Source organism: Candidatus Vesicomyosocius sp. SY067_SCS001 (assembly GCF_014706615.1).
In the GTDB taxonomy this organism is placed as follows: Bacteria; Pseudomonadota; Gammaproteobacteria; order PS1; family Pseudothioglobaceae; genus Ruthia.
This window is the reverse complement of sequence record NZ_CP054877.1, coordinates 254,455-280,253: the sequence shown is the minus strand read 5'-3', so window position 1 is coordinate 280,253 and position 25,799 is coordinate 254,455. Positions and strand designations below refer to the sequence as shown.

Genomic DNA, 25,799 nt, shown 5'->3' with positions numbered 1-25,799 from the left:
TATATTTTAATGACAAAGACAAAATTTTTTCATCCTAAATTTATACCAACTTGGACTTTAATTGGTTTGATGAAATTAAGCGCTAAATTACCACTTAAAATTCAGTTAGCAATAGGCAAAATAATAGGTAAAAATCTATATTCACTTCTAAGTAGATTTAGAAAAATTGCTTTTATTAATCTCACAAAATGTTTTCCTGAGAAAAACAAAGATCAAGTAAAAAAACTAGTCAAACAACACTTTGAAGCACTTGGTATTGGTTTATTTGAAACCGCAAATTGCTTTTATTTAAACGATAAAAAACTCAAGCAATGCTATCATATTAAAGGTGCTAAAATTTTGCAAAATGCCCTAGATCAACAACAAAATATTATTTTACTCGTAGGACATTTTACGACAATGATGCTTGCTGGTAGAATATTGCTGCAAAACTTTGATTTTGCAGATGTTTACCGTCCACAAAATAATGCTTTATTTGACAACCAAATGCAAAAAATATTCACCCGACATGGTAGCACTATGATTAAAGCAAAAGATACAAAAACTTTAATACGAGTCTTAAAATCAGGCTTGCCAATTTGGTACACACATGACCAAGATTTAGGCATTAAAATTAGCATATTTGCGCCTTTTTTTAATATACAAACCGCTACCATAAAAGCCACAGAAAAACTAGCCAGTATTGATAATACGGTTGTTATTCCTTTATCCTTTACTCGTCAATACACAACTTATACACTAGAGTTTTCTCCTGCCTTGACAAATTATCCTATCACTAATAGCCAACAAAATGCACAATTAACTAATCAAATATTACAACAACAAATTTTAAAAGCACCAGAGCAGTATTTATGGATTCACAGGCGCTTTAAAACCAAGCCAAATAATGAGTCATCTTTTTATTAACTTTTTTAAAAAAGTGTATAATTACTCTTTATTTCTTATTTTAAAAATTTTTATTATGTCGATTAATTTCCAAAAAATTATTAAAGAATATCAGAGTAAAATTGGTGATACTGGTTCAACCAATGTACAAGTCGCCTTATTAACAGCTCGCATTAAACATCTAACTAAGCATTTTAAAACTCATAAAAAAGATCACCATTCAAGAAGAGGACTTCTACATTTAGTCTCTCAACGCAAAAAATTACTAACCTACCTTAGAAGTAATAACAAAACTGCTTATTCAAAATTAATTTCCCATCTAGGACTTAGAAAATAATGTAATAATACTTACAGAATGTAAGTCCTCCAAATTTAAGGATTTTTTATATCTGCTAAATCAATACCTCCATGGAGTTATCACCAACCTATCAAAGAATTGAAGATTTGAAGAAATGTTCAAGTACTCTATCTATACATTTAAATCTAAAAAAGAAACAATATCGCCTAGAAGAGATTTTACTGGAAATGGAAGATCCAAATATCTGGAAAAATCCTAATCAGGCACAATCTTTAGGACAAGAAAAATCGAAATTAATATCAATTTGCCAAACCTTTGAACAGATGAATGATATTTTAGAAGATGCAAAAGAACTACTAAACTTAGCTCAAATAGAAAATGATACTGAAACGGCAAATGGCATCATTAATGATTTAGATACCGTCCAATCTTCAATTGAAAAACTTGAATTTAAACGTATGTTTAGTGGCGATTTAGATGTCAATTCTGCCTACTTAGACATTCAATCTGGATCAGGCGGGACAGAGGCCCAAGATTGGGCAGAAATGGTGTTACGTATGTACCTACGCTGGGGTGAGAAACACAACTTCAAGATTAAAATCATGGAAATATCAGCAGGAGAAGTTGCTGGGATTAAATCCGCAACTATTCACTTTAAAGGTGAATATGCATTTGGCTGGTTACGCACAGAAATTGGCATACACCGCTTAGTTAGAAAATCCCCTTTTAATGCTAACGGGAAACGGCATACTTCATTTTGCTCCGTATTTGTCTCCCCTGAAATAGATAATAATATTGACATCGATATCAACCCATCAGATTTACGTATTGACACTTATCGTGCAAGTGGTGCAGGGGGTCAACACGTTAATAAAACTGAATCAGCTGTACGTATTACACATTTACCCACCAATACCGTTGTACAATGTCAAAATGGACGCTCGCAACATGCTAATAAAAACCAAGCTATTAAACAATTACAATCTAAACTGTACAAATTAGAAATACAAAAACGTAATACTGAAAAACAAAGTTTAGAACAAAGCAAGTCTGACATAAGTTGGGGACATCAAATTCGCTCTTATATACTAGACCAATCAAGAGTTAAGGACTTACGTACTGGTATCGAATCTTCCAATACACAAAATATTTTAGAGGGTAATTTAGACAAATTTATGGAAGCTAGTTTAAAATCTAGATTATAACTTTATTTATTTTTCTAACAAGAAAATAATTTTTTCCATTAACCGTTAGCCCTTACAGTTTAATTATATATCTAGTTGACAATAACATATTTTATATATGTAACATGGGTTTTTATTAAAAACTAGATATCAAAAAGATGAATATAAAATTTAGCCATATTGCCCTAAGATGTAACAATATTAATACTGTTTCTATTTTCTTTACAGAAGTTATTGGTCTAGAAAAAGGATTTAGACCATATTTTATCTTTCCAGGTTATTGGTTATATTCACCAAAAAACAAGCAAGAAGCAATTATTCATATTCTTAGTAAAAAGGATAAATTATCACTAAGAACTAACAATTACAATAACTTACTTGATCATATTGCTTTAGTCAGAGATGATTATCCAATTTTCATCAAACATGTTAATAAGTTAGAAATTAGTTTTTATGAAAAATTTATACCTGATTTAAATACTAAACAAATATTTTTAAAAGGTCCAGAAAATATAACAGTTGAAGTTAATTTCATTATCTAATTCACAAGAGAAAAAATAAAATATTACTAATAACAACTATTAATACCAAAAGACAACTAAATGGCTTATTAAATTATTTAACTAACAAATAACTAAAAATCTATCAATAGGCTACATAATCTATTCATTAATAATAGCAGAAAAACTAAAATAACTTTAGAATTACTGCCAAGAAACTAAGGCTATGCGCAAAGTAATTATATATTTTGTGGAATAATTAAGGTCAATAGATTAGGTATAATCAACATCAAGATAATGAATTATCAGCCATTTCGGTACTCAACAATGAGCAATAAAGAACATGCTATAATAGCATTAGAATGAATTAAGCGAATAATTATGGATTTTGATAAAGAATTAATAATGATATTTGTTTATTCAAAACCTATTACACTCTAAAAATTTAATAAAAAATGCAGTCTCTACTTAAAGGATAATAATGAATAAAGATTATGATATGATTGTCATTGGTGCTGGTAGTGGTGGACTATCTGTTATAGAACGTGCAGCAGAATATGGAAAAAAATGCCTAGTTATTGAAGTAAAAACGATTGGTGGTACCTGTGTTAACACAGGTTGCGTACCTAAAAAAATCATGTGGTTTGCTGCAAATACTGGAACAATCATTAAAAATTCCGAAGGTTTTGGATTTGATGTTGAACAGAAAGGATTTTCTTGGAAAAAACTCAAGACAAAACGAGATAATTACATCGAAAGTATCACTAATTGGTATAAAGAGCATTTAGAAAAGCTAGGAATTGATTATATTCATGGCTTTGGAAAATTAGTTAACAAAAATACAATATCTGTTAATGACAAACAATACACAGCTCATCATATCGTACTTTCCCCTGGCGGAGAACCATCTGTACCCAATATTGAAGGTGCTAAATATGGAATTACTTCTAATGGTTTTTTTACACTAGAAGAATTACCAAAAAAAGTAGCTGTAATCGGTAGTGGTTATATTGGAATTGAACTAGCTGGCATGCTAAATTCACTAGGCAGTAAAGTAGCTATTTTCAATAGAGCAGATAAATTATTACGGGGTTTTGACCACATGATTCAAAATGCACTTAATAAAGATTATTTAAACCATGGGATCACTATTCATCATAACACTCAAATTAAAAAAATTTTAAAAGATAAAACTATTATTACCAATAAAGGTGGATTTTCTGGATTTGACACTATTATTTGGGCGGTTGGTAGAAATCCAATAACAAAATATTTAGGTCTAGACAATGTAGGCGTGAAATACGACCAAAAAGGATTCATTCCAACAAATAAATTCCAAGCTACAAATATTGATACTATCTTTGCACTTGGTGATGCCACACCTCAAACACCACTTACGCCCGTAGCAATCGCAGCTGGTAGAAGACTATCTGATAGACTTTACAACAATATGATCAATAGACATCTAGACTATAATAATATTGCTACAGTAGTATTTTCACATCCACCAATTGGTACAATTGGCTTAACTGAAACACAAGCTAATAAAAAATTTAACAAAGTAAAAATTTATAAGTCAGAGTTTATTCCAATGTCTGATGCCCTACTTAATCATCAAACCACAACAGTTTTAAAATTAGTCTGTGTGGATAATGATGAGAAAATTGTTGGTTGTCATCTAATGGGTCACGGTATTGATGAAATGCTACAAGGATTCGCAGTAGCTATCAAGATGGGTGCAACTAAAACTCAATTTGATGATACAATCGCTATCCATCCTACTAGCGCAGAAGAATTAGTCACTATGAGATTATAAAAAATTATCTAAATTTGCAAATTTCTCAATACTTAATAAAAACATAAAATAAATTATCTTATACAAAGACTATCATCTAGCAGTAAAATTAAGTGGAATAATATTTGAGATTCTCAAAGAATGAGCGAATTAAAGCAAATAAAATTTAACGAAAAAGGTTTAATACCTGCCATTTCTCAAGATTTTAAAACAGGAGAAGTTTTAATGCTTGCTTGGATGAATCAAGAGTCTTTAAGGCTAACTATTAAGAAACAACAGGCGGTTTATTATTCTAGATCACGTCAAAAAATTTGGTTCAAAGGCGAAGAGTCTGGGCATGTACAACATATTAAAGAAATTTTTACAGATTGTGATAATGATGTTATTCTACTCAAAATTGAACAAGTTGGAGGTATTTCTTGCCATACAGGTAGAATGTCATGTTTCTTTCAACAACTGGATAAAAAAAATTGGAAAATAATAACTAATATGATAAAAAATCCAAGAGATATTTATGAATGAAATACTAATAAAATTAGAGCAAATTTTAGAGCAAAGAAAGTCTGCTAAATCAGACGAATCTTATGTTGCATCTTTATATAATAAAGGCATATATGAAATTTTAAAAAAAATTTCTGAAGAATCTGATGAGGTAATTATGGCAACTAAAGATGGTTCAAATGATAAAATCATTTACGAAATAGCTGATCTTTGGTTTCATACTTTAGTATTATTGCGTTTTAAACAAATAAAAGTAGAGAAAATAACAAATGAATTATCCAGACGATTTGGCTTGTCTGGTTTGAAAGAAAAAGCCAACAGAAACAACTGAATAATGGGAGAAAACTATGATGCCAGGGCCATTTGAATTGATTATCATTTTAGTAATCGTACTACTTCTTTTTGGTGGGAAACGATTAAAAGATATTGGTGGTGATTTAGGTAATGCAATTAAAGGATTTAAAAAAGCCATGAAGGAATCAACAGATAGTATTAACGAAAAAGACGATATTGTTGAAGCTAAAATCATTAAAAAAGAAATAAAACAAGAAAAATAAAATATGTTTGATGTTGGCTTTTGGGAGTTTTCCTTAATTGGTATTATTACATTAATTATAGTTGGTCCAAAACGCATGCCTGAAATTGCTAAAGAAGTAGGCACTTATATTGGCAAAGTAAAGCGTTTTATTATCAATATTCAAGATGATATTAGTGATGAACTTGAAATAGAAAAACTAAAAAAACACTTGGACTCTATGGATAAAAAATCTAATATTTTAGAAGTTCTTGATGACACAAAAAATACTTTAAATGACATTAAAAACAACATTGATCAAAAATAATGATCAATAAAGAAATGACTTTTGTTCAACATTTAGTTGAACTTCGAAATATTCTATTGCACTCAGTTATTGTTATTTTAGTTATTTTTATGAGTATTTTCCCATTTGCTAATGAGGTTTATAGCTTTATTGCAGCGCCTATTATTCGAGTTTTACCTCAAGATACTAATATTATTGCTATCGGTATTATATCACCATTTTTAACACCATTAAAAATGTCTCTTATTATATCTGTCTATGTAGCTATGCCCTATCTTTTATACAAAATGTGGTCATTTATTGCACCTGCACTTTACAAACACGAAAGACAAATGATTTTGCCATTAGTTGTCTCCACAACTATTTTGTTTTATGCAGGATTGTTATTTTCTTTTTATATTGTTTTTCCTGTTATATTTGGTTTCCTATCTAGCATAGGACCCAATATTGTCGACTTTACCCCAGATATTCAATACTATCTAGACTTTGTTCTCAAAGTTTCTTTTGCTTTTGGTGTAGCCTTTGAAGTACCAATTGCTACAATTCTTCTTATCATATTTGAAATAACAACAGTTGAAAAATTAAAAAACAACCGTCCTTATATCATTATTGGTGCTTTTATTCTAGGCATGTTGTTAACACCTCCTGATATCATCTCTCAAACTTTAATCGCCATTCCAATTTGGTTATTATTTGAAGCAGGTCTTATTTTTTCCCCTTTATTTAAACAAAAACAAACAAGAAGTATCTATTAACTATCCTAAAAATTCTAACAAAATCAATTCAAAATAAGAAAAAGTATCAGATAATAACGATTGAAATAAAAACTAAATAAAAGTTAATATAACTTTACTCTAACAATTCAAAAGCATTAATCACGCTTTCAGCCACATCAACAATACGCTTATTTTTATTCATAGCCATTTTACGTAACGATTGATAAGCTTCACCTTCATTAATATCCTTATTATGTTGCATTAACAAGCCTTTAGCTTTCTCAACTTTCTTTCTCTCTGAAAGTTGATTACGAGTAGCATCTAACTCATCTTTAAGTGCTTGGAACTCTCTAAATCTAGCAATTGCTACATCAATAATAGGCTGCACCCTATTCTCTTCAAGTCCATCAACAATATAAGCATTTACACCAGATTTGATAGCAGAATTAGCCATCTCAGAGTTTGATTCCTTGGTAAACATCACGATAGGCTTAGGTTTTGTTTTATTAATATCTATCAAATTTGCAAATACTTGTTCATCAGGAATATCTGCATTAACAATTAACACATCTGCATGCGTCATTTCATTGCTATCTTGTAAATTCGAACTATCACTCATACGACAAATCACTTCGTGACCTTTATCTTGTAAGGCTCTACGCAACATAGCTGAACGCCCTGTATTTTTATCAACTAAGATAATTTTTAAAGCAATATTCACTTAATACGTGATTTAAAAATAGCCCTATGCACATCACCAATACTAACAATACCAACTAATTTATTATTATGAGTTATAGGGATTCTTCTAAAATTTTTAAGCCACATAGTTGATGCAGCCTTAAGACAAGGCATATTTAAATCAATACTAGCAACCTCTTTAGTCATTAATTCACCTACCCTAACATTCATTGTGTCTTTGTAATTATGCTCCATATTTTCGAAATCAAAGTGCGTATCACTCATCACCTCATCTAATTTTGGAAACATATGTTGTAAAATATCTTTTTCAGAAATAATACCAACTAAAGTATTATTAACATCTACCACTGGTGCGCCACTAATGTGATCCATTACCATGATAATAGCAATATCTTTGACTAGCTGATCAGGAGTAACTGTTTTTACATTTGTTGACATAATATCTTGAACTTGCATAACAATTATCCTTAATCAAAAAGATTGTATTCTACCGTTAAAAACAACCAATCATAACTAAAATTGGTATTTTTAGAGTAAAAGTGGAATTTAAAGTAACTTACTGATACTAAATGCTGTACTTTTCTCATTAAAGATATTATGAGAAAAATATTCTTAGCAACTCTTAATTGTAAATTCTAATTCTTTATAAGATCTTCCAAGACTAATTCCATATACCCTATAATCATTACTATCGTCTGTCACTACTTCAAGATACTTGCCAACAGTCAATGAATAATCTATATTATTAATACTGTTATTATTATAACTAGCTTCAACGTAATTACCTACTTTAAGTATTTTTACCATTACATACATAATAAGTGAAGCCTAAATCACTATAGAACAATCCAATATAAATTTCATCGAAGTTCAAACAGTTAAAATAGTATCTTCTGAATAACTATAATCAATATCTACTACCTCACCTAAATAAGAAATATAGTAATTAACCTCAGCACCGTTTATAACATTAGAACTCAAAATACCTAATACCTCACTGTTGACAACATCATAATTAAAACCAATCTGAACAAATTTATTATCATTGGTTTGAATTTTACCACGCCAAACATAATCATTAGCAATAGTAATATTAGCACTGACTACTGATTGAATTTTAGCTTCAGATAAAGACACTGAATTAAATATTGAAATTAATAATAATAATATTATTATTATTATATTTTCATATCTTTCCTCGTTTTAATTTAATAAAATAAAAACTAAAATCGATTATTTTATTTGCGTTATTTGTTACTTTTATTTTGTAAAAAAATAGAATGTAACTATAAAACAAATTCTGAAACATTAACCATATAACAAATTTTACTCTTTAAAAACTTTCGAGTATCCATCACTCATTTAAACATTAATTTCATTCTAAACACTCAAATACACGTTATTATTGGTTAGTAATATTACTAAAAACCATAAAACCTGAAAGTAAAAATTCTAATACCTTCTAGTAAGGTATTAGATATAATCATACAAATCAATTGTAAATAGAAAAATATTTTTACTACAAATTAATCATATTTATAATATCAAAAAATCATCAGCTATCTATACAACTAAATTACATTATTAATGTAATTTCAATCCTTCCTTCTTATAATGCTATTGAACCAGTTTCACCCGTACGAATACGAAGTACTTGCTCTAATGATGAAACAAATATTTTTCCATCACCAATCTTGCCTTCATCTCCTGATTTAGCAGCGGTACTAATAACCTTAACTACACTATCCACTTGATCTGCTACAATAGCAATTTCTAGTTTAACTTTGGGTAAAAAATCTACAGTATATTCTGCACCACGGTAAAGTTCAGTATGTCCTTTCTGGCGACCAAATCCTTTTACTTCTGTAGCTGTGATGCCTGAAATACCAATTTCAGAAAGTGCTTCTCTAACATTTTCAAGCTTAAATGGTTTAATAATTGCTGTTACCATTTTCATTTAATTTCTCCTTTTTTTAAAAACGAAAAAATCTAGTCATTATGCTTATAAACAATACAAACTGAATGATTAACATAAATGTCTTTCAACTACATAATTAAACTGACAAAAAGACGTCTATCTAAAATTCATTTTACAAGAAATCTAAATAGATGCCTGTTTCCTTTATTAAACACCGTCTTTAGACATTAACTACAACAATTACAACCATAAAAAGAAAAATTCTTTATTAAAAATAACAAAATCATATCATAAAAACTGCTCATACTTATTGTTGCATGGTTATTTTAGATAAATAATCAGCTTCAGTTATAACTACTATACCTAAATTTTCAGCATCTTGTATTTTCTTTTGCCCAACTCTCTTTCCAATAACCAAATAATCTATTTTGGTATTAATAGTAGTTGAAACTTTAATACCAACTGATTTAGCATACTTTTTCATTTCATATCTTGATATGCTCATCTTACCAGTGAATACAATTCTTTTATCAAATAATTCATGTATTAATGTTTGTAAATCTTTAGTAAATTTAGTTGTATCTAAATTAAAGTGATACTGATATATTTGATTATATTCATCAACAATAGAAGCTAATTCTTGTATAATAACTTTTGCTGTTAATTCAGCAAAACCATCTATATTGGTTATTTGCTCTAAAGTTAAATCAAAAATATCATTCAACCGATAGGACTTTAAAAGATTTTCACAATTACCCAAGCCCATTCTATGCATGCCAAATGCTGCTAAAAAACGCCAGTCTTCAATTTTCTCGCTAATAGAACGACTTAGCTGACTAATAAGATTTATACTGATTTTTTCACCAAATCCTATTGCCATTAAACGTTCTACATTTAGAGTATAAATTTGTGAAACTAACCTAATATTATGTGCATATAGTTTTTCAATAGTAGCAATGCCAAAACCATCATTATTAGCTAATACTTTAAAAAAATAGGTAATTCTTCCAATAATTTGAGCGGGACAATTTTTATGATTAACACATACTAAAAAATCTGACTCCCAAACAAGTGGGCTACCACAACTTAGACAATTATCAGGAATATCAACAGGCATTGGCTTTAACACGGATATAATTTTAGGAATAACCAACCCAGAACGTGTTAACTCAACTACACTACCTATACCCAAACCTTGTTCTTTAACCAACCCATAATGATGACCTGTTACACGTACAATGGTTGCACCACTTAATAAAGTAGGTTCTACCTCTGCAACTGGAGTGATTTTTCCACTACGTCCCACTTGAGGTATCACACTAAGAACCTTAACTTGTACAATATCTTTATTTTCCTTAAAAGCAATTTGCCAGCGATGAAATTTTCGATTAGCGCCCATTTGTATTTTTAAATCAATATTAATCACTTCAAAAACTACACCATCTACATCAAAATCTACCATTATCAATACTTGGGTAACAATTTCTTCAAATTTAGCAAGCAATTCAGTTACAGAACCTGACCAAATAGGCAACTTAATAAACGGAACAAATAAAGCCCCTTTGTCGATAATAGCCTTTTGAGCTTGTTCATCTAAAGCTTTTTCTTTAATAAGACTAGATTGAAAGTTACGTGGATATTCAAAACTATGCGCTAAATATTTTTCAAAATAACTTTTCTTAACCACAATTTCACCCGCACCAAGTCCACGCCCAGAATCATTAAAAACACACAAGCCTCGCTTGAATACTCTGGAAATATCACTACCTTTTTTACCATCGCCACGTGTGTAAAGTCGATTGCCATCATCAAATCCAGCAAAACCGTCCAATTTAGGAGTGGCTTTAATTTGAATAGTATTCAAATTCAATCCAATCAGCATAGCTGATTTTTCTAATCGTTCTATCCATTTACTCATTTCATTCCATGAATATGCTTTATCAATAGAAAGCATTAACTCTGGTAATAAAACTTTTTCCTCAGCAAAAGCCCGTCCTTCTGGTTCTATAGATTTAAGTAACGGATTATTAGGTTCTTTATTTTTAAGAGTAGCAAGATAAATAAAATCATAATCTTCGTTGCTAATAATAGGCTTTCCAGATCGATAAGCTAGATTAGCTATTTGACAAAATAGAGCTAATTCTTCATCTAACAACTCATCTACCAATATATCTTGTCGAATAAGCTTATCAATAATATTTTGTGACAGCATCATCGTTTAACTAAAACTGTTTGGCAATATCGCCTAAAAATTGATAACTAAAGTCAATTATTGTTTGTTTGTTTTCTTCAGATAAATCATTAAAATAAACTTCTGTTATATTACTATCAACTTGTCTAACAATAATTTGAAAAGATTCTATAATTACACTTTTACTAAATAATCGTGACAATATACTTTTATCTTCTTCTTTAGCAAAATTAATATAGAAACTACCCTCTTTAATATCTTTATCTTCAATATCAGCCCCAATTTGATCTAAAGCCCAACTTACACTACTCCAAGTTTCATATTGGGTTAATGGAAAAACCAACTTAGCATAACCACCAACGCCTTTAGCAACTGCAACAGTTAATCTTTGTTGCTCTCTAGCAGCAATAATTTTTTTTTTAGCAAGAACATGGTCACTACCTAAAAAAATCATTAATCTATAAAGCATTTCTGTTTCTAATATTGGATCTTTAGATTGAGCCTGCCAAATGGTATTTTCATCATCACCTCCTTTATTAGTCAGCACTTCTTTCATTGAACTTAATGATAGATAAACTTCAGATTTATTATCATCAATCGGCTCAATACGAAGTCGATATTTATCAGCAACTGGCAATGTATATTTAATTTTTGTTACTTTTCTAAACATAGAACGAATAAATCCCAAAGATTTATTAGAAATTTCTGGATGGCTTTCTAAAAAATTAGTCTCCATAATTCCAGTCTTTTTACTAGCCTTCTTAATAACAAAACCATGAAATTGAAAAAAACTTTTAGCTAATTCCCACACTACATCTGGTTCTTTATCAACCACCAACCAACGAAGACTATTAGACTTAATCACCTTAATATTAGTAGGTATTTTTAAAATATTTGAAACCTTTTTAATTGAACTATCTTTTTTAGGAAAATTAACCAAATCTTCTTGAAAATTAGAAACATACTGGCTTAACTTTAGAGAATTTTTAGTACTAGGTTTGGTTAAATCTGGCGGAACCTCTAAAGAAGTTAATATTTTCTTTGAATAATATTCAACATCTCTCTCACCTATTACATTCTGTTTTTGCCCTTCTTTATTACCGACAGAAAAACAACCACCTAAAGAAAATACCAAAAATAATACTATTAATTCTCTATTTACCATTATTATAAAATCCCTAAATTAGATAAATCTTTTTCTAATATTATTTTGGCTTGTTTTGATAACATCATTAAAGGTAAACGAATACCATTATTACACTTTCCCATTTTATGCATTGCCCACTTAACAGGTATTGGGTTAGATTCAATAAATAAATGTTGATGTAAATCAATTAGTGACTCATTAGTTAATTCTGCTAATTCTCTTTTATTCTCAAGTGCAAATTGATAAGCAGAAGCCACCTGCTTTGGTGCAACATTAGCAGTTACAGAAATACCACCATGCCCACCCATCAAAATAAATTCAACTGCTGTTGCATCATCACCACTATAAAGCAAAAAGTCATCCGAGCATTGCTCAATTAATGATTGTGCGATGCTCAAATTACCCGTAGCATCTTTAATACCAATGATATTATCAATATTGGATAAGCGAATTACCGTTTCTACAGAAAGATCAACTGCTGTTCTACTAGGTACATTATATAAAATTTGATAAATATCTACCGTTTCAGCAATCAACTTATAATGTTGATACAATCCCTCTTGAGTCGGCTTATTGTAATACGGCGTAACTAAAAGACAAGCATCAGCACCAATTTCTTTAGCCACTCTAGTAAGCTTAATAGCTTCAGAAGTAGAATTTGCACCAGTACCAGCAATTATTGGAATACATGAGTTTGCAAATTCAACTGTTGCTCGTATCACCTCAATATGCTCATCCTGATTAAGTGTTGCGCTTTCTCCTGTAGTTCCCATTGAAATAATCGCCTTAGTACCAGCATTAATATGAAATGCTACCAATGATTTTAGCGCGCTAAAATCTATCGATCCATCATTAAACATCGGGGTAATTAAGGCAACCATTGAGCCGGTTAGTGGATGATTTATATGCACTTTAACTATTTAATAAAACTAATTAATGTGAATTATATACGAATCCGTTTTTATCAACATAAAAACCTGCTAATGATTTAATAATTAGCAGGTTTAATTAAACCAAACTTAACTTATAAGTCGTACCCTTTTTCTTCATGAGAAATAATATCTAAGCCTTGTTGTTCTTCCTCCTCACTTACTCTCAAGCCTGTTATAACATTCACCATTTTAAGAATAATATAAGTAGCAATAGCCGTATAAATAACCGTTGCTACCACGCCTATAAATTGGATTTGTAATTGCTCATAAATTAAAACTGCTTCATGATCCCAACCACCTTGTCCAGAAAAAATACCCAACTCTTTAGAAGCAAAAAAGCCTACCATTAAAGTGCCCATAATGCCACCAACACCATGTACTGGAAATACATCTAATGAATCGTCAATTTTAAATTTTTGTTTGATGATAATCACCGCATTAAAACACACAATACCAGCAATAAAACCAATGACTAAAGCACCTACTGGGCCTACAAACCCAGAGGCTGGTGTAATTGTTCCCAAACCTGCAACCATACCTGTTACCGTACCTAATACAGTTGGTCTACCAAACTTAATCCATTCGTAAAACATCCACGTAATCGCCCCTGTTGCTGCCGAGATATGTGTTACTAAAATAGCCATAGCTGCATCCCCTCCTACTGCTAAAGCAGAACCACCATTAAATCCAAACCAACCAACCCAAAGCATTGCTGCGCCTGTAATAGTCATAGTCATATTATGGGGTGGTATAGGTCTTTTTAAAAAACCTTTTCTAGGTCCTAAAACAATAGCTGCTACTAGTGCAGCAATACCCGCAGTAATATGAACAACTGTACCCCCGGCATAATCAAGCATATTACCTAACCAACCACCGCCCCACACCCAATGTGTAATAGGTGCATAAACCACTAAAAGCCAAATAGAACTAAACAACAATACAGCTGAAAATTTCATTCTTTCTGCATAACCGCCAATAATCAAAGCAGGTGTAATAATAGCAAATGTCATTTGAAACATCACAAACAAAGATTCTGGAATTGAGTTATTAACCATGTTTATGCTAACTTTCATTAAAAATATATTAGAAAAATCACCAAAGTAAGGACTATCACCTGAAAAAGCAATCGAATAACCTACCACAAACCACAAAATACTCACAATACCTGCAATAGTAAAACATTGCATAAGCACTGATAAAATGTTTTTAGTGCGAACTAAACCACCATAAAATAACGCCAAACCTGGCAATGTCATCAATAACACCAAGGCTGTTGATGTCATTATCCAGGCTGTATCAGCACCATTAATATCCTGTGAAAACACACTCATTGGTAAGTATGCCAATATTACTAATAATTTCTTCACTACTAACCTCTTAAAGTGCGTTTTTATCTGTCTCGCCCGTACGAATACGAACCACTTTATCTAAATTAGAAACAAAAATTTTTCCATCGCCTACCTTACCAGAATTAGTCACACTACTAATCATTTCAATCACTTCATCAAGTTTTTTCGCCTCAATTGCAATTTCTAATTTAATTTTAGGCAAAAAATCAATTTGATACTCTGTTCCTCGATATAATTCAGTATGTCCTTTTTGACGACCAAAACCTTTCACTTCAGTCACTGTTACTCCAGATACACCAACTTCAGATAACGCCTCTCTAACGCTGTCTAACTTATGCGGTCTTAGAATTGCTGTCACAAACTTCATATTTCTCTCCTTTTTATCGTAATTAAATTGCATTATATCGTCTGATTATAAAAATTATTTACCAAATAAACAACAATCTATAGTATCTAATAACTTAATTCTATAACCATACTATTGTTTCTAACAAAATAAAACTAATTTTTTAAAAGGTCCTTACGTTTTCTTTTGGTTGTTTTAATGGATTGCTCTATTCTCCAAGTATTAATATTAGCTTGATGTCCACTTAATAATACTTCAGGAACTTTTTGGTTGTCAATAATTTTAGGGCGCGTATAATTTGGGTAATCTAACAAGTTATTTGTAAAGGAATCATTTAATGAGTCAATATTACCAAGTACATTTGGAATTTGCCGACTAACCGTATCAATAAGAACCATAGCTGCTAATTCGCCACCGCTAATAATATAATCACCAATAGATATTTCCATATCAATATCGTGATTAATAATGCGTTCATCCACACCTTCATAACGTCCACATAACAAAGTAATTGCATCAAACATGGACAATTCTTTAGTTAATTTATGCTTAAGTGGCTGACCCTGTGGTGATAGATAAATGATCTTAGTTTTTGGACTTGATTGTTTGATTTTGTGAATACAGTCACGAATAGGTTTGACTTTCATTACCATACCTCCACCACCACCATAAGGTTTATCGTCAATATTTTTATATTTGTTATTGCTAAAATCTCTAAGTTGCCAAATATGAACTGAGAGTTGTGATTTTTTGATAGCTCTAGCGATAACGCCTTCATTCTTAATGATATTAAACATATTAGGAAATAAAGTAATAACATCAAAACGCATGAACTAGGTAAGTATATTTTTTAGAATATGATAATAAATATCACTTAAATCTTCTAAATCTTGGATGGATACGCACTCATTAACTTGATGAATAGTTGCATTTAAAGGACCTAATTCTATAACTCTAGTCTTTAAAATTGGGGCAATAAAACGTCCATCTGAAGTACCGCCAGAAGTAGACAATTTAGTATTTATATTTTTTACCGTTTTAATGGCATTAACACAAGCATTAACCAATTTACCCTTGGGAGTTAAAAATGGATAACCAGAATGTTCCCAAGTGATTTGATATTCAAAATTACGTTTATCTAGAATTTCACAAACTCGACTTTGTAATTGCTCTTGAGTACATTGTGTGGAATAACGAAAATTAAAAACAATATTGCTTTCACTTGAAATAACATTGGTTACTCCTGTTCCTGAGTGGATATTAGAAATTTGAAAACTAGTAGCTGGAAAATACTCATTACCTTCATCCCAAACTTCATTGCACAAATCATTTAACGCTGGTATGACTAAATGAATAGGATTATTTGCCAAATGCGGATAGGCAATATGCCCTTGTTTCCCAATAATTTTAAAAGAACCATTTAAAGAACCACGACGGCCATTTTTAATAAAATCTCCTAACTCATGAGTGGATGATGGCTCACCCACTAAACAATAATCAACTGTTTGATTTATTTTTTTTAAATATTGAGCAACTTTAACAGTGCCATTAATAGCAGGACCTTCTTCATCAGAAGTGATTAAATAACCAATTGAACCTTTATGATTAGAATGATCTTTAACAAATCTATCAGTTGCACTGAGCATGGCTGCCAAAGAGCCTTTCATATCGGCTGTTCCACGACCATACAACATACCATTTTTAACTTTAGCAGAAAAAGGTGGAATGTGCCATTCTGATTCATTACCTACAGGCACAACATCAGTATGCCCTGCAAATACAAACACAGGAGATTGTTGACCACGAATTGCCCAAAAATTATCAACCTCTCCAAATTTTAAATCGGTAATCTCAAAATTAAGATCATTTAAATGACTGATCATAATGGACTGACAACCTTTATCTTGCGGAGTAATAGAATCTATACTAACTAGCTTTTTTGCTAATGTTAAGGTTTTACTCATCAGATTATTTCATATTCAAATGAACAAATGGATCATCAGCCACATTAATAACTTTACTTAGCACTTGTATATCATCTATACTGCGTATAGCAGAACCAGTTGTACTAATACGTACTACCACAATTACTTGATTATGAGTTGATAGTTGATTACCTTGTATGACGGAATCTTGGTCAGTTAAAACTACTTCTCCTGTAAAAACTTTTAACTTTATTTTTTTAATCGCAATTGGTATAGATCTACCCTTAGCTGCTTTAACATAAATCATTATAAAATCTTCACTAGATCTAAACTTTAGTATTTCATCAGACACATCAACACGTACACTAATAAAATGTTTAGACATATCCTTACTTGATTCAAGTACTTTTAACTCAGCTAAAATATTATCTAAAGCTACTCTATTAATACTATCTTTTGGTAAAACATTAAGTGCACGTTGCCATAGTCCTTTAGCTAAATCTAAATCTTCTTGCCTTGCGGCAAACATACCAGCTAAATATAGTGAATCTGATGAATTTGGGTCAATCTCCAAAGCTTGTTTGATTAACTTAATAGACTTATCTGAAAATTGATTATCATTAGCACTAATCATTATAGATGCATATTCAACTAATAATCTTGGATCTTTAGGATTAATTTGAAAAGATTTCTCATAAGCATTGATTGATAAGTCTAAATCTCCTAATTCAAAATAGGTCAATCCAAGCATTCTCCAAGCCTCAGCATTATCTCTATTAGTTTGCAAATACTGTACAATTTTGTTAACACTTTGTTCTAAATTTAATGATTTTTCTGTATTTTGAAATAATTGGTTTATGTTATTTTTTGAAGTCAGATATTGATAAAAACCAATGGACATAACAGGTAACAATATTAATATTAATATTAATATTAATATTAATATGTTATTACTAATATTATTTTGAATACTATTCGCTTGTTTTAGTTCAATAGCTAATGTTATTGAAATCTCTTCTTTAGCCTGATTGAATTGCTTTTTATCAATCAAATTTTGATGTAAATCTTGCTCAAGTTCTAATAATTTTTGTTTGCCTAAAGAAATATTAGAACTTTCTAGATTAAATTTATTAGATTTAATCGGTCGATACAAAAACCATATTATCCAAATAAAAGAAGCAATCAACATTAAAGCAAACCATAAATATAAACTCATTCTTTTATTCTCAATCGATATCTTCTATCAAATGCACTTAGTAATGCACCTAATGAAATCAATAATCCTCCCAACCAAATCCAGCGTACAAAAGGCTTATAATAAATTCTTAAACTCCATGAGTCATCTTCTAAGGATTCACCCAATGCAACATAAATATCACGATATAATGATGAATCAATACTCGCTTCAGTCATTGGCATACCTGTAGTATATTGGCGTTTTTCAGGTCTTAAATCTGCTATTTTTTCATCCTCAAAATAAACTTCTACATGACCTTTATTTCCTTGATAATTTTGGCCAAATAAACGTGTCACACCCTTAAAAATGAAATCATAACCTTTCATAGTTATTGGTTTGTCAATTTCCATTTGTATATCTTTTTCAACGCCATATTGGGTTGTAACCGTAGCACCAAGTAAGAATACGGCAATACCAATATGAGCAAAGATCATGCCAATAAAAGCAAGATTTATACTACCTTTTTGGCCTAATCTTTGAAACAAAAGTACTAATGAATGTGAGACTATCCAAATAAACAAGAAAACGGCTAGTAGAACTAAAATATTATCGATTAAAAATACACTAATCACAAACAAAAAACCTACACCTATCCAAACCCACTTTAGTAAGCCAATCACCCTTTGTGTAATATCTGCCTTCCAACGTAAAAAGGGGATAATAGCCATAAGCAATACTGCCAAAATCATAATAGGCACAAACACTGAGTCAAAATAAGGTGCGCCTACTGAAATTTTACCTAAACCTAATGCGTCTAATAGTAGTGGATAGAATGTGCCTAAAAAAACACTTAGCATTGACGCTACTAATAATATATTGTTAACTAGTAAACCGCTTTCTCTTGATAAAAGAGAAAAAGTATTACTACTTTGCATTAGTAAAGTAGCACGCCAAGCATATAATGCCAACGAACCACCAATCACAATCACTAAAAATATCAAAACAAACAAACCCCTATCAGGGTCAGTAGCAAATGAATGCACTGAAGTAAGGATACCAGATCTGACTAAAAAAGTACCTAATAAACTTAACGAAAAACTAGAAATAGCCAATAGAACAGTCCAGTGTTTGAATGCACTACGCTTTTCACTCACACTTAAAGAATGCACCAATGCTGTTGCCACTAACCATGGCATAAATGAAGCATTTTCTACTGGATCCCAGAACCACCAACCACCCCAACCAAGTTCATAATACGCCCACCAAGAGCCAAGCGTGATGCCAAGCGTTAAGAATGCCCATGCTATTAACGTCCAAGGACGTGACCACCTAAGCCAAGTAGAATCTAACTGTCCACGAATCAGTGATGATACAACAAAAGCAAAGGGTATAGCCATTCCCACATAACCCATATACAACATAGGTGGATGAATAATTAAACCAAAATCTTGTAGCAAAGGGTTAAGTTCTCGCCCTTGTAATGGTACAATATCTAAACGCTCAAAAGGATTAGAAGTTAATAACAAAAACAACAAAAACCCAATACTAATTAAACCAAGAATAATTAAAATATGGTTTAATACTTCAACAGGTAAACGTCTAGAAAATACAGATACTGCTACACTCCAAGCAGCTAAAATTAAAGCCCATAATAACAAAGATCCCTCATGCGCACCCCAAATAGCTGACATTTTAAAAATATTAGGCAATTGAGTATTTGAATTACTTGCCACGTATCTAACAGAGAAATCATCTACAACAAAAGCGTTAACGAGAATAACAAAAGCAATCAGGATCCAAAAGAATTGCATCCATAACAAAGGTCTAGATAAGCCAGAAAGTATAACATCGCACTTAATCATACCTATAGTTGGTAAAACCACTTGTAGCATTGCAAACACCAATGCAAGTACCAATGCAAAATGTCCAATTTCAATTAACATAAGAGATTATTGATTGAATAAATCTATTATTTTATCTAAACCGCCAAAGTTAATGATAATATCAACATGTTTTATGATACTAGGCTTGGCATGATAAGCAACACTTAAACCAGCAATATTCATCATGTCTAAATCGTTAACACCATCACCCACCACAATAACCTGACTATATGACCAACCTTGTTTATCGCACAATGCTTTAACAAAATTTGACTTAGCTTGTGCATTAATTATCAAACCCTCTGTAACACCAGTTAATTGATTATTTTTAATTGATAACACATTAGCACATGCATAATCTAAAGCTAAATCTTTAACCAAACGATTAGTAAAATAAGTAAAACCACCTGATACAATAGCGGTTTTAATAAATTTAGTTTTAAAAAACGAGATAAGCGATCTACCCCCAAAACTGACTGATAAACGCTGAGTATACACCTTGTCTAACACATCAACACTAACTCCTTTTAACAAGGAAACACGCTTAAATAAAGAACTACTAAAATCCAATTTACCTTGCATAGTAAGTTCAGTAATAACGCTTACCTCTTGCTTAATATTAGCAAAATCAGCAATTTCATCAATACATTCAATATTAATCAGGGTGGAATCCATGTCGCTAACAAACAATTTAATACTAGAAAGGTCAAGCTTAGGCAAATAGTTAAAATCAATTTGATATTGTTGTCTTAAATCATCAAGATTAGCTGATACTATTTTATGACGGATATGAGTATTAAAAACTTGAAATTTGCTTGAAATTTTCTTAGCAATATTTTCATCTAAACTATGTTGAATAATAATTGTCATGCTCAAATTAATAACCCAATATTGGTACGGAAGGAGAGACTCGAACTCTCATGTCTTTCAACACTGGAACCTAAATCCAGCGTGTCTACCAATTCCACCACTCCCGCATTTAAATCTAACACTAAGAGTGTTTAAAGGTTCGAAATTATACCTATAATTAATGTTATAATAATAGAATATAAACCATTATGGAGAAAGATGTATGACAATCAATAATATTGTATCAGCAATAGCTGGTGTCGTTATTATTATCTCATTACTACTAGGTGCGCAAGAAATTAGCCCATTTGCTTATAATTCCAACTGGTTATGGTTAACTGTATTTGTTGGTTTTAATCTGTTACAATCAGCATTCACAGGGTTTTGTCCAGCGGCAATCATTGCAAAAAAACTTGGTGCTAAATAACCTTTTCGTCTAGACGAAAAGGTTTACAATTTTTGTTATTTTTTATTTACAATTTTTGTTATTTTTTAGATGATATAGGTTTAGCGTCAAACCAGTTTAATTTTTCTCTTAATTTCACTACCTCTCCAATAATAATTAAGGTAGGAGCATGTATGGTTTTATTTTCTACTAAATTTGGCAATTCTTTCAAAGTTGTTGTGTAAACCTTTTGCTCAGGTGTAGTCCCTTTTTCAATCAATGCTACTGGCATATCTGGACGCATATTATGTATGATCAACTGCTCTGATAAATACTCTACGCTATTAAGCGCCATATAAAATACAATGGTTTGTTGTTCAATCGCTAACTCATGCCAAGGCAAATTCATACTACCATCTTTTAAATGTCCTGTCACAAAACGGCAAGATTGTGAATAATCTCTATGTGTTAATGGAATACCTGAATAAGTGGAACAACCAGAAGCTGCTGTAATACCAGGTACTACTTGAAATGGTATACCATTTTCAGCCAACGTTTCAATCTCTTCACCGCCCCGACCAAAGATAAAAGGATCTCCTCCTTTAAGACGACAGACTCTCCTACCTTCTTTAGCTAAATCTACTAACAATTGATTAATATCGCCTTGTGGAACGGCATGATTATCGCATTCTTTACCAACATAAATCAGCTGTGCATCACGTCTAACTAGCTCCATTACTCTATCTGAAACTAATCGGTCATATAAAACTACATCTGCCTGTTGCATAAGGCGTAAAGCCCTAAAAGTTAATAAATCAGGATCACCAGGACCACCGCCTACTAAATAAACTGCACCTACTTGAGATTCAACAGTATTATTAAGTTGTGCTTGCAAATCTGCTTTGGCTTCCTGAATTTTTCCTGAAAACACCTTCTCAGCAATAATACCAGAAAAGACTTTTTCCCAAAAGTATCTTTTATCTTCAATTTTGCTAAACTTTTCCTTCACTTGGTCTCTAAAATTACCCGCTAATTCTGCTAATTTACCATATGCATGTGGCAGTGTACTTTCTAACTTTGCGCGAATTATACGTGCTAATACTGGCGCTTTTCCTGCTGATGAAATGGCAATCAAAATAGGAGATCTATCCACAATTGAAGGCATAATAAACCTGCATAAATCCGGGGAATCAATTACATTTACAGGAATATTATTTTGACTAGCCAGCTCAGATACTTTCTTATTAAGAGTAGTGTTATTTGTAGCTGAGATAATCAAAACTTGTCCATTAACGTCAGACGGCTCAAAACTTCTTTCAATGTAAATGATTTTTTCGTCATTAACTAATTTAGCTACATTTTTACAACTACTTTTTGCAATACAAGTTACCTGACCATAAGCTTTTAACAAAAGATTAATTTTACGATAAGCAATAGACCCCCCACCAACAACTAAACAAGGCTTTTGTTTAATATCAATAAAAATAGGTAGATAATTCATGTAATGTTTAGCGCTACTAATGAATTAGCACAAAATAAAATAAAAGCTTATATTATAATGTTTTAATATATCCATATAAACACAAAACGTTTATTATTATGTCAAACAAACATTATACTTGTCCTTTCGACAAACTAATACTTAGCGGTAAATGTGGTTGTAAGTTTAGTGCAAAAGATTGTATAGCAGAAAAAGAGTTTGGTGCTTGTTTGGATAACTCATCTTCCAACCAATGTCAATTATTATATACTAATTTGCGTGATAATAGCAATTTTGTCTTAAATATACACCATCAAAATAATTTATTAACCGGACAACAATTAAAAATTAAAATGGGTGGTTTGCTGGCTTTGCAAGAAATACTTAATATTGACAATAGCAATCAAATCAAAGATATTTCTAATCTAGTAAAAGATATCAAAAAAAATATATAGATTTTAAAAAAATTAATTTTTCAAAACTCATGCCTAAAATTGCACAATTTAGATTTAGAGAAAAATCTTAAATACCTAATGTTTGTTTGATAAAAGGAATAGAAATATTACTCTTTTGTTGCAATGAAGCTTCTTCTAAAACACTAATTACATTTAGAATATCATTCAAATCACATAAAAAAACTTTAAACAAATAATGATATTATTTGCTATTTATATTGATATTCCTATCCCTAATTTTACGCTCAATAATAAGAATTTTTTGTTCATCATTAAGCACTTACAATATAAAAGTAACTACTAAAGACAAACGTGTTTTCACATCCTTTAACAAGTTCAATTCATTAGGTGAACTGCTTACGGCAATAATTAACTTAGCACTAGTTAGCTTATTTCTATTATATAAATCAAATAACGATTGTTGTTGAGTAATACTTGAACAATCAACATTATCAATACAAATCCAATCAACAGAATCTAAGTCACTTATTATTCCTTTTGGTAACTCTTGCTTTATGTCAATATAAACAACATATAATTTCTTATCTATAGCGCTAAAAGTAGAACCTTGTAACACGTGTGTTTTACCACTAGATTTAATGCCTGAAATAAAAACAACAGCTGATCTTTTTTGAGTAAACAGCCTGTTAACAAAGTCTAAAACTTGCTGATTTTTATTACCGATAAATTAGATAATAATATCTTTGATATTCAATAAAAATGGTAATCCAAGTTGATTCATTGAGGATTTTTCTTCTCTTGCAAAATAATTTGTTCAATCCAAATCCATGCATAATCTGCACCGCTAAGCATAGTTGAAGTGGCTATAATAATAAAGACAATAGTACTATATTGTACCGGGACTGGATAAATCTGTACTATTACCAAAAATAAAACCAAAATAATTTGTAATACAGTATTAATTTTTGAAAGTTTTGAAGGTGATAATAAATCATTTTTAGAGGCGCCTGAGCCAATAAAACACCCAACTGTACCTGAGATAATCATAAAATCACGTAAAAAAACCAATATCAATAACCATAATGGTATTAATTTAATCACATATAAAGCCATAAAACTACTAACCAGTAATAACTTATCTGCTATCGGATCTAAAATAGAGCCTAATCTAGTTTGAAAGGAATAACGTTTAGCAATCCATCCATCTAGCGCATCAGTAATACCTGCAATAAAAAACAGTACCATTGCTAAAAAATATTGACGATCTAACAAAGTCATAACAACTGGCACTGTTAAAATAATGCGTAAAATCGAAAGCAAATTAGGTAATGAAGAAAAACTCATTTTTTATTTACTATAAAAAAATTAAGAAAACTAATTATACGGAAGAACTATCATGTTATCACTCTCATACCTTGACTCAGGCGTTAACATTACCAAAGGTAATGCGCTTATTGAACAAATCAAACCAATTGCTAAATCAACCACTAGACCTGAGGTGTTAGCTGGTCTTGGTGGCTTTGGCGCAATGTTTGAATTATCTTTTAATAAATACAAACATCCAGTCCTAATTTCAAGCACAGATGGCGTTGGTACCAAACTTAAAATAGCACAAATATTAAATAAACACGATACAATTGGTATCGATTTAGTTGCTATGTGCGTAAATGACTTAATTGTTCAAGGGGCCGAACCATTATTTTTCCTAGATTATTATGCAACAAGTAAATTAAATACTAAACTAGCTACATCAGTTATTTACGGTATTGGTGAAGGTTGTAAACAATCAGGTTGTGCTCTAATTGGAGGTGAAACAGCTGAAATGCCAGGCATGTATCAAGGTGAAGAATACGACCTTGTTGGTTTTTGTGTAGGTATTGCTGATAAAAATAAGATAATTAATGGTACAAAAGTCACTATAGGTAACCACATCATTGCTCTAGCATCTTCAGGACCACATTCTAATGGTTACTCACTAATACATAAAGTACTAGCCCAATCAAACCCAACTGATGAACAATTAAATGCACTAATTAAACCTACTAAAATCTATGTGAAATCAATCCTATCATTGATTAAAAAATTCTCAGTACATGCTATTTCACATATTACAGGTGGTGGTTTATTGGAAAATATCCCTAGAGTATTTCCTAAAAACTTGAGTGCAAAACTTGACGTTAATTCTTGGCAACTACCTAGTATTTTTCAATTTTTACAAGATAGTGGTAATATTGACATGATGGAAATGTATCGAGTATTTAACTGTGGCATAGGTATGATTATTATTGTACCAGAAGAACAAAGCGCTGATGCCATTGAATATTTAAACGAAATGGGTGAACAAGCTTGGTTAGTAGGTGAAATTAAGAATAATCAAGGTAATCAAGTTATTATTTAAC

General features: G+C 31.0%; 31 protein-coding genes and 1 tRNA gene. 13 read left to right on the top strand and 19 right to left on the bottom strand.

Annotated features, from left to right (window positions below; all coding sequences use genetic code 11):
• Positions 1-9 precede the first annotated feature (9 nt).
• The 10 genes from HUW60_RS01390 (at position 10) to tatC (ending at position 6,739) form a co-directional block, all read left to right on the top strand.
• On the top strand, positions 10-906 hold the full coding sequence (locus HUW60_RS01390; RefSeq protein WP_190600661.1) for an LpxL/LpxP family acyltransferase: 897 nt from the start codon (positions 10-12) through the stop codon (positions 904-906).
• A gap of 55 nt (positions 907-961) precedes the next feature.
• A complete protein-coding gene (gene rpsO / locus HUW60_RS01385) occupies positions 962-1,222 on the top strand; it encodes a 30S ribosomal protein S15 (RefSeq protein WP_190600660.1) in 261 nt (86 codons plus the stop codon).
• Positions 1,223-1,293: 71 nt separating this feature from the next.
• Positions 1,294-2,388: a peptide chain release factor 2 gene (gene prfB / locus HUW60_RS01380; RefSeq protein WP_190600659.1), complete on the top strand. Its 1,095-nt coding sequence runs from the start codon at positions 1,294-1,296 to the stop codon at positions 2,386-2,388.
• Between the two features lie 137 nt (positions 2,389-2,525).
• A complete protein-coding gene (locus HUW60_RS01375; RefSeq protein ID WP_190600658.1) occupies positions 2,526-2,909 on the top strand; it encodes a VOC family protein in 384 nt (127 codons plus the stop codon).
• 439 nt (positions 2,910-3,348) lie between these two features.
• Positions 3,349-4,683: a glutathione-disulfide reductase gene (gene gorA / locus HUW60_RS01370; protein WP_190600657.1), complete on the top strand. Its 1,335-nt coding sequence runs from the start codon at positions 3,349-3,351 to the stop codon at positions 4,681-4,683.
• Between the two features lie 120 nt (positions 4,684-4,803).
• The gene (gene hisI / locus HUW60_RS01365; RefSeq protein WP_190600656.1) at positions 4,804-5,184 is read left to right on the top strand and encodes a phosphoribosyl-AMP cyclohydrolase; all 381 of its coding nucleotides are present in this window, start codon (positions 4,804-4,806) and stop codon (positions 5,182-5,184) included.
• Positions 5,177-5,494, top strand: a complete 318-nt coding sequence (locus HUW60_RS01360; RefSeq protein ID WP_190600655.1) for a phosphoribosyl-ATP diphosphatase — start codon at positions 5,177-5,179, stop codon at positions 5,492-5,494. The genes hisI and HUW60_RS01360 overlap by 8 nt, the downstream gene beginning before the upstream one ends.
• A gap of 16 nt (positions 5,495-5,510) precedes the next feature.
• Positions 5,511-5,720, top strand: a complete 210-nt coding sequence (gene tatA, locus HUW60_RS01355) for a twin-arginine translocase TatA/TatE family subunit (RefSeq protein ID WP_190600654.1) — start codon at positions 5,511-5,513, stop codon at positions 5,718-5,720.
• Between the two features lie 3 nt (positions 5,721-5,723).
• Positions 5,724-6,005: a Sec-independent protein translocase protein TatB gene (gene tatB / locus HUW60_RS01350; RefSeq protein ID WP_190600653.1), complete on the top strand. Its 282-nt coding sequence runs from the start codon at positions 5,724-5,726 to the stop codon at positions 6,003-6,005.
• Entirely contained in the window at positions 6,005-6,739 is a 735-nt protein-coding gene (gene tatC / locus HUW60_RS01345; protein WP_238924505.1) for a twin-arginine translocase subunit TatC, read from the top strand. The genes tatB and tatC overlap by 1 nt, the downstream gene beginning before the upstream one ends.
• A gap of 94 nt (positions 6,740-6,833) precedes the next feature.
• Here the strand turns inward: tatC and HUW60_RS01340 are convergent, their stop codons facing one another.
• The 15 genes from HUW60_RS01340 to HUW60_RS01270 form a co-directional block, all read right to left on the bottom strand.
• Complete coding sequence (locus tag HUW60_RS01340; RefSeq protein ID WP_190600652.1) at positions 6,834-7,421, bottom strand: ANTAR domain-containing response regulator; 588 nt, start codon at positions 7,419-7,421, stop codon at positions 6,834-6,836.
• Positions 7,418-7,858, bottom strand: coding sequence for a CBS domain-containing protein (locus HUW60_RS01335; protein WP_190600651.1), 441 nt, complete (start codon positions 7,856-7,858; stop codon positions 7,418-7,420). Before HUW60_RS01335 ends, HUW60_RS01340 begins: the two co-directional genes overlap by 4 nt.
• A 414-nt stretch (positions 7,859-8,272) precedes the next feature.
• Positions 8,273-8,539 carry a TorF family putative porin gene (locus HUW60_RS04960; protein WP_238924504.1) on the bottom strand — a complete coding sequence of 89 codons (267 nt, stop codon included), beginning with the start codon at positions 8,537-8,539 and terminating at the stop codon, positions 8,273-8,275.
• A gap of 472 nt (positions 8,540-9,011) precedes the next feature.
• Positions 9,012-9,359: a P-II family nitrogen regulator gene (locus HUW60_RS01325; RefSeq protein WP_190600650.1), complete on the bottom strand. Its 348-nt coding sequence runs from the start codon at positions 9,357-9,359 to the stop codon at positions 9,012-9,014.
• A gap of 268 nt (positions 9,360-9,627) precedes the next feature.
• A complete protein-coding gene (locus tag HUW60_RS01320) occupies positions 9,628-11,532 on the bottom strand; it encodes a helix-hairpin-helix domain-containing protein (protein ID WP_190600649.1) in 1,905 nt (634 codons plus the stop codon).
• Between the two features lie 10 nt (positions 11,533-11,542).
• The gene (bamC, locus tag HUW60_RS01315; RefSeq protein ID WP_190600648.1) at positions 11,543-12,676 is read right to left on the bottom strand and encodes an NlpB/DapX family lipoprotein; all 1,134 of its coding nucleotides are present in this window, start codon (positions 12,674-12,676) and stop codon (positions 11,543-11,545) included.
• A gap of 2 nt (positions 12,677-12,678) precedes the next feature.
• Positions 12,679-13,569 carry a 4-hydroxy-tetrahydrodipicolinate synthase gene (gene dapA, locus HUW60_RS01310; protein ID WP_190600647.1) on the bottom strand — a complete coding sequence of 297 codons (891 nt, stop codon included), beginning with the start codon at positions 13,567-13,569 and terminating at the stop codon, positions 12,679-12,681.
• A 113-nt stretch (positions 13,570-13,682) separates the two neighbouring features.
• Entirely contained in the window at positions 13,683-14,921 is a 1,239-nt protein-coding gene (locus tag HUW60_RS01305; RefSeq protein ID WP_190600859.1) for an ammonium transporter, read from the bottom strand.
• A gap of 46 nt (positions 14,922-14,967) precedes the next feature.
• A complete protein-coding gene (locus HUW60_RS01300) occupies positions 14,968-15,306 on the bottom strand; it encodes a P-II family nitrogen regulator (RefSeq protein ID WP_011929661.1) in 339 nt (112 codons plus the stop codon).
• A 134-nt stretch (positions 15,307-15,440) separates the two neighbouring features.
• The gene (gene trmD, locus HUW60_RS01295) at positions 15,441-16,115 is read right to left on the bottom strand and encodes a tRNA (guanosine(37)-N1)-methyltransferase TrmD (protein WP_190600646.1); all 675 of its coding nucleotides are present in this window, start codon (positions 16,113-16,115) and stop codon (positions 15,441-15,443) included.
• Between the two features lie 3 nt (positions 16,116-16,118).
• The gene (gene dapE / locus HUW60_RS01290) at positions 16,119-17,249 is read right to left on the bottom strand and encodes a succinyl-diaminopimelate desuccinylase (protein WP_190600645.1); all 1,131 of its coding nucleotides are present in this window, start codon (positions 17,247-17,249) and stop codon (positions 16,119-16,121) included.
• A 4-nt stretch (positions 17,250-17,253) separates the two neighbouring features.
• Positions 17,254-18,426: a c-type cytochrome biogenesis protein CcmI gene (gene ccmI / locus HUW60_RS01285; protein ID WP_190600644.1), complete on the bottom strand. Its 1,173-nt coding sequence runs from the start codon at positions 18,424-18,426 to the stop codon at positions 17,254-17,256.
• Positions 18,423-20,330: a heme lyase CcmF/NrfE family subunit gene (locus tag HUW60_RS01280; RefSeq protein ID WP_190600643.1), complete on the bottom strand. Its 1,908-nt coding sequence runs from the start codon at positions 20,328-20,330 to the stop codon at positions 18,423-18,425. Before HUW60_RS01280 ends, ccmI begins: the two co-directional genes overlap by 4 nt.
• 6 nt (positions 20,331-20,336) lie before the next feature.
• Positions 20,337-21,140 carry a phosphoserine phosphatase SerB gene (gene serB, locus HUW60_RS01275; protein ID WP_238924503.1) on the bottom strand — a complete coding sequence of 268 codons (804 nt, stop codon included), beginning with the start codon at positions 21,138-21,140 and terminating at the stop codon, positions 20,337-20,339.
• A gap of 22 nt (positions 21,141-21,162) precedes the next feature.
• Positions 21,163-21,247: transfer RNA gene (locus tag HUW60_RS01270), tRNA-Leu, on the bottom strand.
• A gap of 95 nt (positions 21,248-21,342) precedes the next feature.
• Here HUW60_RS01270 and HUW60_RS01265 point away from each other — a divergent pair.
• Positions 21,343-21,546, top strand: a complete 204-nt coding sequence (locus HUW60_RS01265) for a YgaP family membrane protein (protein WP_190600641.1) — start codon at positions 21,343-21,345, stop codon at positions 21,544-21,546.
• Between the two features lie 58 nt (positions 21,547-21,604).
• Here the strand turns inward: HUW60_RS01265 and cysG are convergent, their stop codons facing one another.
• Positions 21,605-23,005, bottom strand: coding sequence for a siroheme synthase CysG (gene cysG, locus HUW60_RS01260; RefSeq protein ID WP_190600640.1), 1,401 nt, complete (start codon positions 23,003-23,005; stop codon positions 21,605-21,607).
• A gap of 98 nt (positions 23,006-23,103) precedes the next feature.
• On the opposite strand from cysG, the gene HUW60_RS01255 reads away from it, so the two are divergent.
• Complete coding sequence (locus HUW60_RS01255; protein WP_238924501.1) at positions 23,104-23,439, top strand: hypothetical protein; 336 nt, start codon at positions 23,104-23,106, stop codon at positions 23,437-23,439.
• Positions 23,440-23,506: 67 nt separating this feature from the next.
• Here the strand turns inward: HUW60_RS01255 and HUW60_RS05075 are convergent, their stop codons facing one another.
• From HUW60_RS05075 to HUW60_RS01245, 3 genes are all read right to left on the bottom strand, one after another.
• Positions 23,507-23,632 (bottom strand): HdaA/DnaA family protein, encoded by a 126-nt coding sequence (locus HUW60_RS05075; RefSeq protein WP_432759304.1) that lies wholly within the window; start codon positions 23,630-23,632, stop codon positions 23,507-23,509.
• Positions 23,633-23,719: 87 nt separating this feature from the next.
• The gene (locus tag HUW60_RS04955; protein ID WP_238924499.1) at positions 23,720-24,016 is read right to left on the bottom strand and encodes a hypothetical protein; all 297 of its coding nucleotides are present in this window, start codon (positions 24,014-24,016) and stop codon (positions 23,720-23,722) included.
• Between the two features lie 161 nt (positions 24,017-24,177).
• Complete coding sequence (locus HUW60_RS01245) at positions 24,178-24,744, bottom strand: CDP-alcohol phosphatidyltransferase family protein (protein WP_190600639.1); 567 nt, start codon at positions 24,742-24,744, stop codon at positions 24,178-24,180.
• Between the two features lie 52 nt (positions 24,745-24,796).
• Between HUW60_RS01245 and purM the strand changes: the two genes are divergently transcribed.
• Positions 24,797-25,798, top strand: coding sequence for a phosphoribosylformylglycinamidine cyclo-ligase (gene purM, locus HUW60_RS01240; RefSeq protein WP_190600638.1), 1,002 nt, complete (start codon positions 24,797-24,799; stop codon positions 25,796-25,798).
• Position 25,799 lies beyond the last annotated feature (1 nt).

Coding starts and splice junctions, on each gene's coding strand:
- HUW60_RS01265 (WP_190600641.1), top strand. CDS start 21,343: ATGACAATCAATAATATTGTATCAGCAATAGCTGGTGTCGTTATTATT.
- gorA (WP_190600657.1), top strand. CDS start 3,349: ATGAATAAAGATTATGATATGATTGTCATTGGTGCTGGTAGTGGTGGA.
- HUW60_RS01300 (WP_011929661.1), bottom strand. CDS start 15,306: ATGAAGTTTGTGACAGCAATTCTAAGACCGCATAAGTTAGACAGCGTT.
- HUW60_RS01320 (WP_190600649.1), bottom strand. CDS start 11,532: ATGCTGTCACAAAATATTATTGATAAGCTTATTCGACAAGATATATTG.
- HUW60_RS01390 (WP_190600661.1), top strand. CDS start 10: ATGACAAAGACAAAATTTTTTCATCCTAAATTTATACCAACTTGGACT.
- tatB (WP_190600653.1), top strand. CDS start 5,724: ATGTTTGATGTTGGCTTTTGGGAGTTTTCCTTAATTGGTATTATTACA.
- trmD (WP_190600646.1), bottom strand. CDS start 16,115: ATGCGTTTTGATGTTATTACTTTATTTCCTAATATGTTTAATATCATT.
- prfB (WP_190600659.1), top strand. CDS start 1,294: ATGGAGTTATCACCAACCTATCAAAGAATTGAAGATTTGAAGAAATGT.
- HUW60_RS01255 (WP_238924501.1), top strand. CDS start 23,104: ATGTCAAACAAACATTATACTTGTCCTTTCGACAAACTAATACTTAGC.
- dapE (WP_190600645.1), bottom strand. CDS start 17,249: ATGAGTAAAACCTTAACATTAGCAAAAAAGCTAGTTAGTATAGATTCT.
- hisI (WP_190600656.1), top strand. CDS start 4,804: ATGAGCGAATTAAAGCAAATAAAATTTAACGAAAAAGGTTTAATACCT.
- HUW60_RS01245 (WP_190600639.1), bottom strand. CDS start 24,744: ATGAGTTTTTCTTCATTACCTAATTTGCTTTCGATTTTACGCATTATT.
- rpsO (WP_190600660.1), top strand. CDS start 962: ATGTCGATTAATTTCCAAAAAATTATTAAAGAATATCAGAGTAAAATT.
- purM (WP_190600638.1), top strand. CDS start 24,797: ATGTTATCACTCTCATACCTTGACTCAGGCGTTAACATTACCAAAGGT.
- tatA (WP_190600654.1), top strand. CDS start 5,511: ATGATGCCAGGGCCATTTGAATTGATTATCATTTTAGTAATCGTACTA.
- ccmI (WP_190600644.1), bottom strand. CDS start 18,426: ATGAGTTTATATTTATGGTTTGCTTTAATGTTGATTGCTTCTTTTATT.
- HUW60_RS01375 (WP_190600658.1), top strand. CDS start 2,526: ATGAATATAAAATTTAGCCATATTGCCCTAAGATGTAACAATATTAAT.
- bamC (WP_190600648.1), bottom strand. CDS start 12,676: ATGGTAAATAGAGAATTAATAGTATTATTTTTGGTATTTTCTTTAGGT.
- HUW60_RS01325 (WP_190600650.1), bottom strand. CDS start 9,359: ATGAAAATGGTAACAGCAATTATTAAACCATTTAAGCTTGAAAATGTT.
- HUW60_RS01360 (WP_190600655.1), top strand. CDS start 5,177: ATGAATGAAATACTAATAAAATTAGAGCAAATTTTAGAGCAAAGAAAG.
- HUW60_RS01335 (WP_190600651.1), bottom strand. CDS start 7,858: ATGCAAGTTCAAGATATTATGTCAACAAATGTAAAAACAGTTACTCCT.
- HUW60_RS01305 (WP_190600859.1), bottom strand. CDS start 14,921: ATGAGTGTGTTTTCACAGGATATTAATGGTGCTGATACAGCCTGGATA.
- tatC (WP_238924505.1), top strand. CDS start 6,005: ATGATCAATAAAGAAATGACTTTTGTTCAACATTTAGTTGAACTTCGA.
- serB (WP_238924503.1), bottom strand. CDS start 21,140: ATGACAATTATTATTCAACATAGTTTAGATGAAAATATTGCTAAGAAA.
- cysG (WP_190600640.1), bottom strand. CDS start 23,005: ATGAATTATCTACCTATTTTTATTGATATTAAACAAAAGCCTTGTTTA.
- HUW60_RS01280 (WP_190600643.1), bottom strand. CDS start 20,330: ATGTTAATTGAAATTGGACATTTTGCATTGGTACTTGCATTGGTGTTT.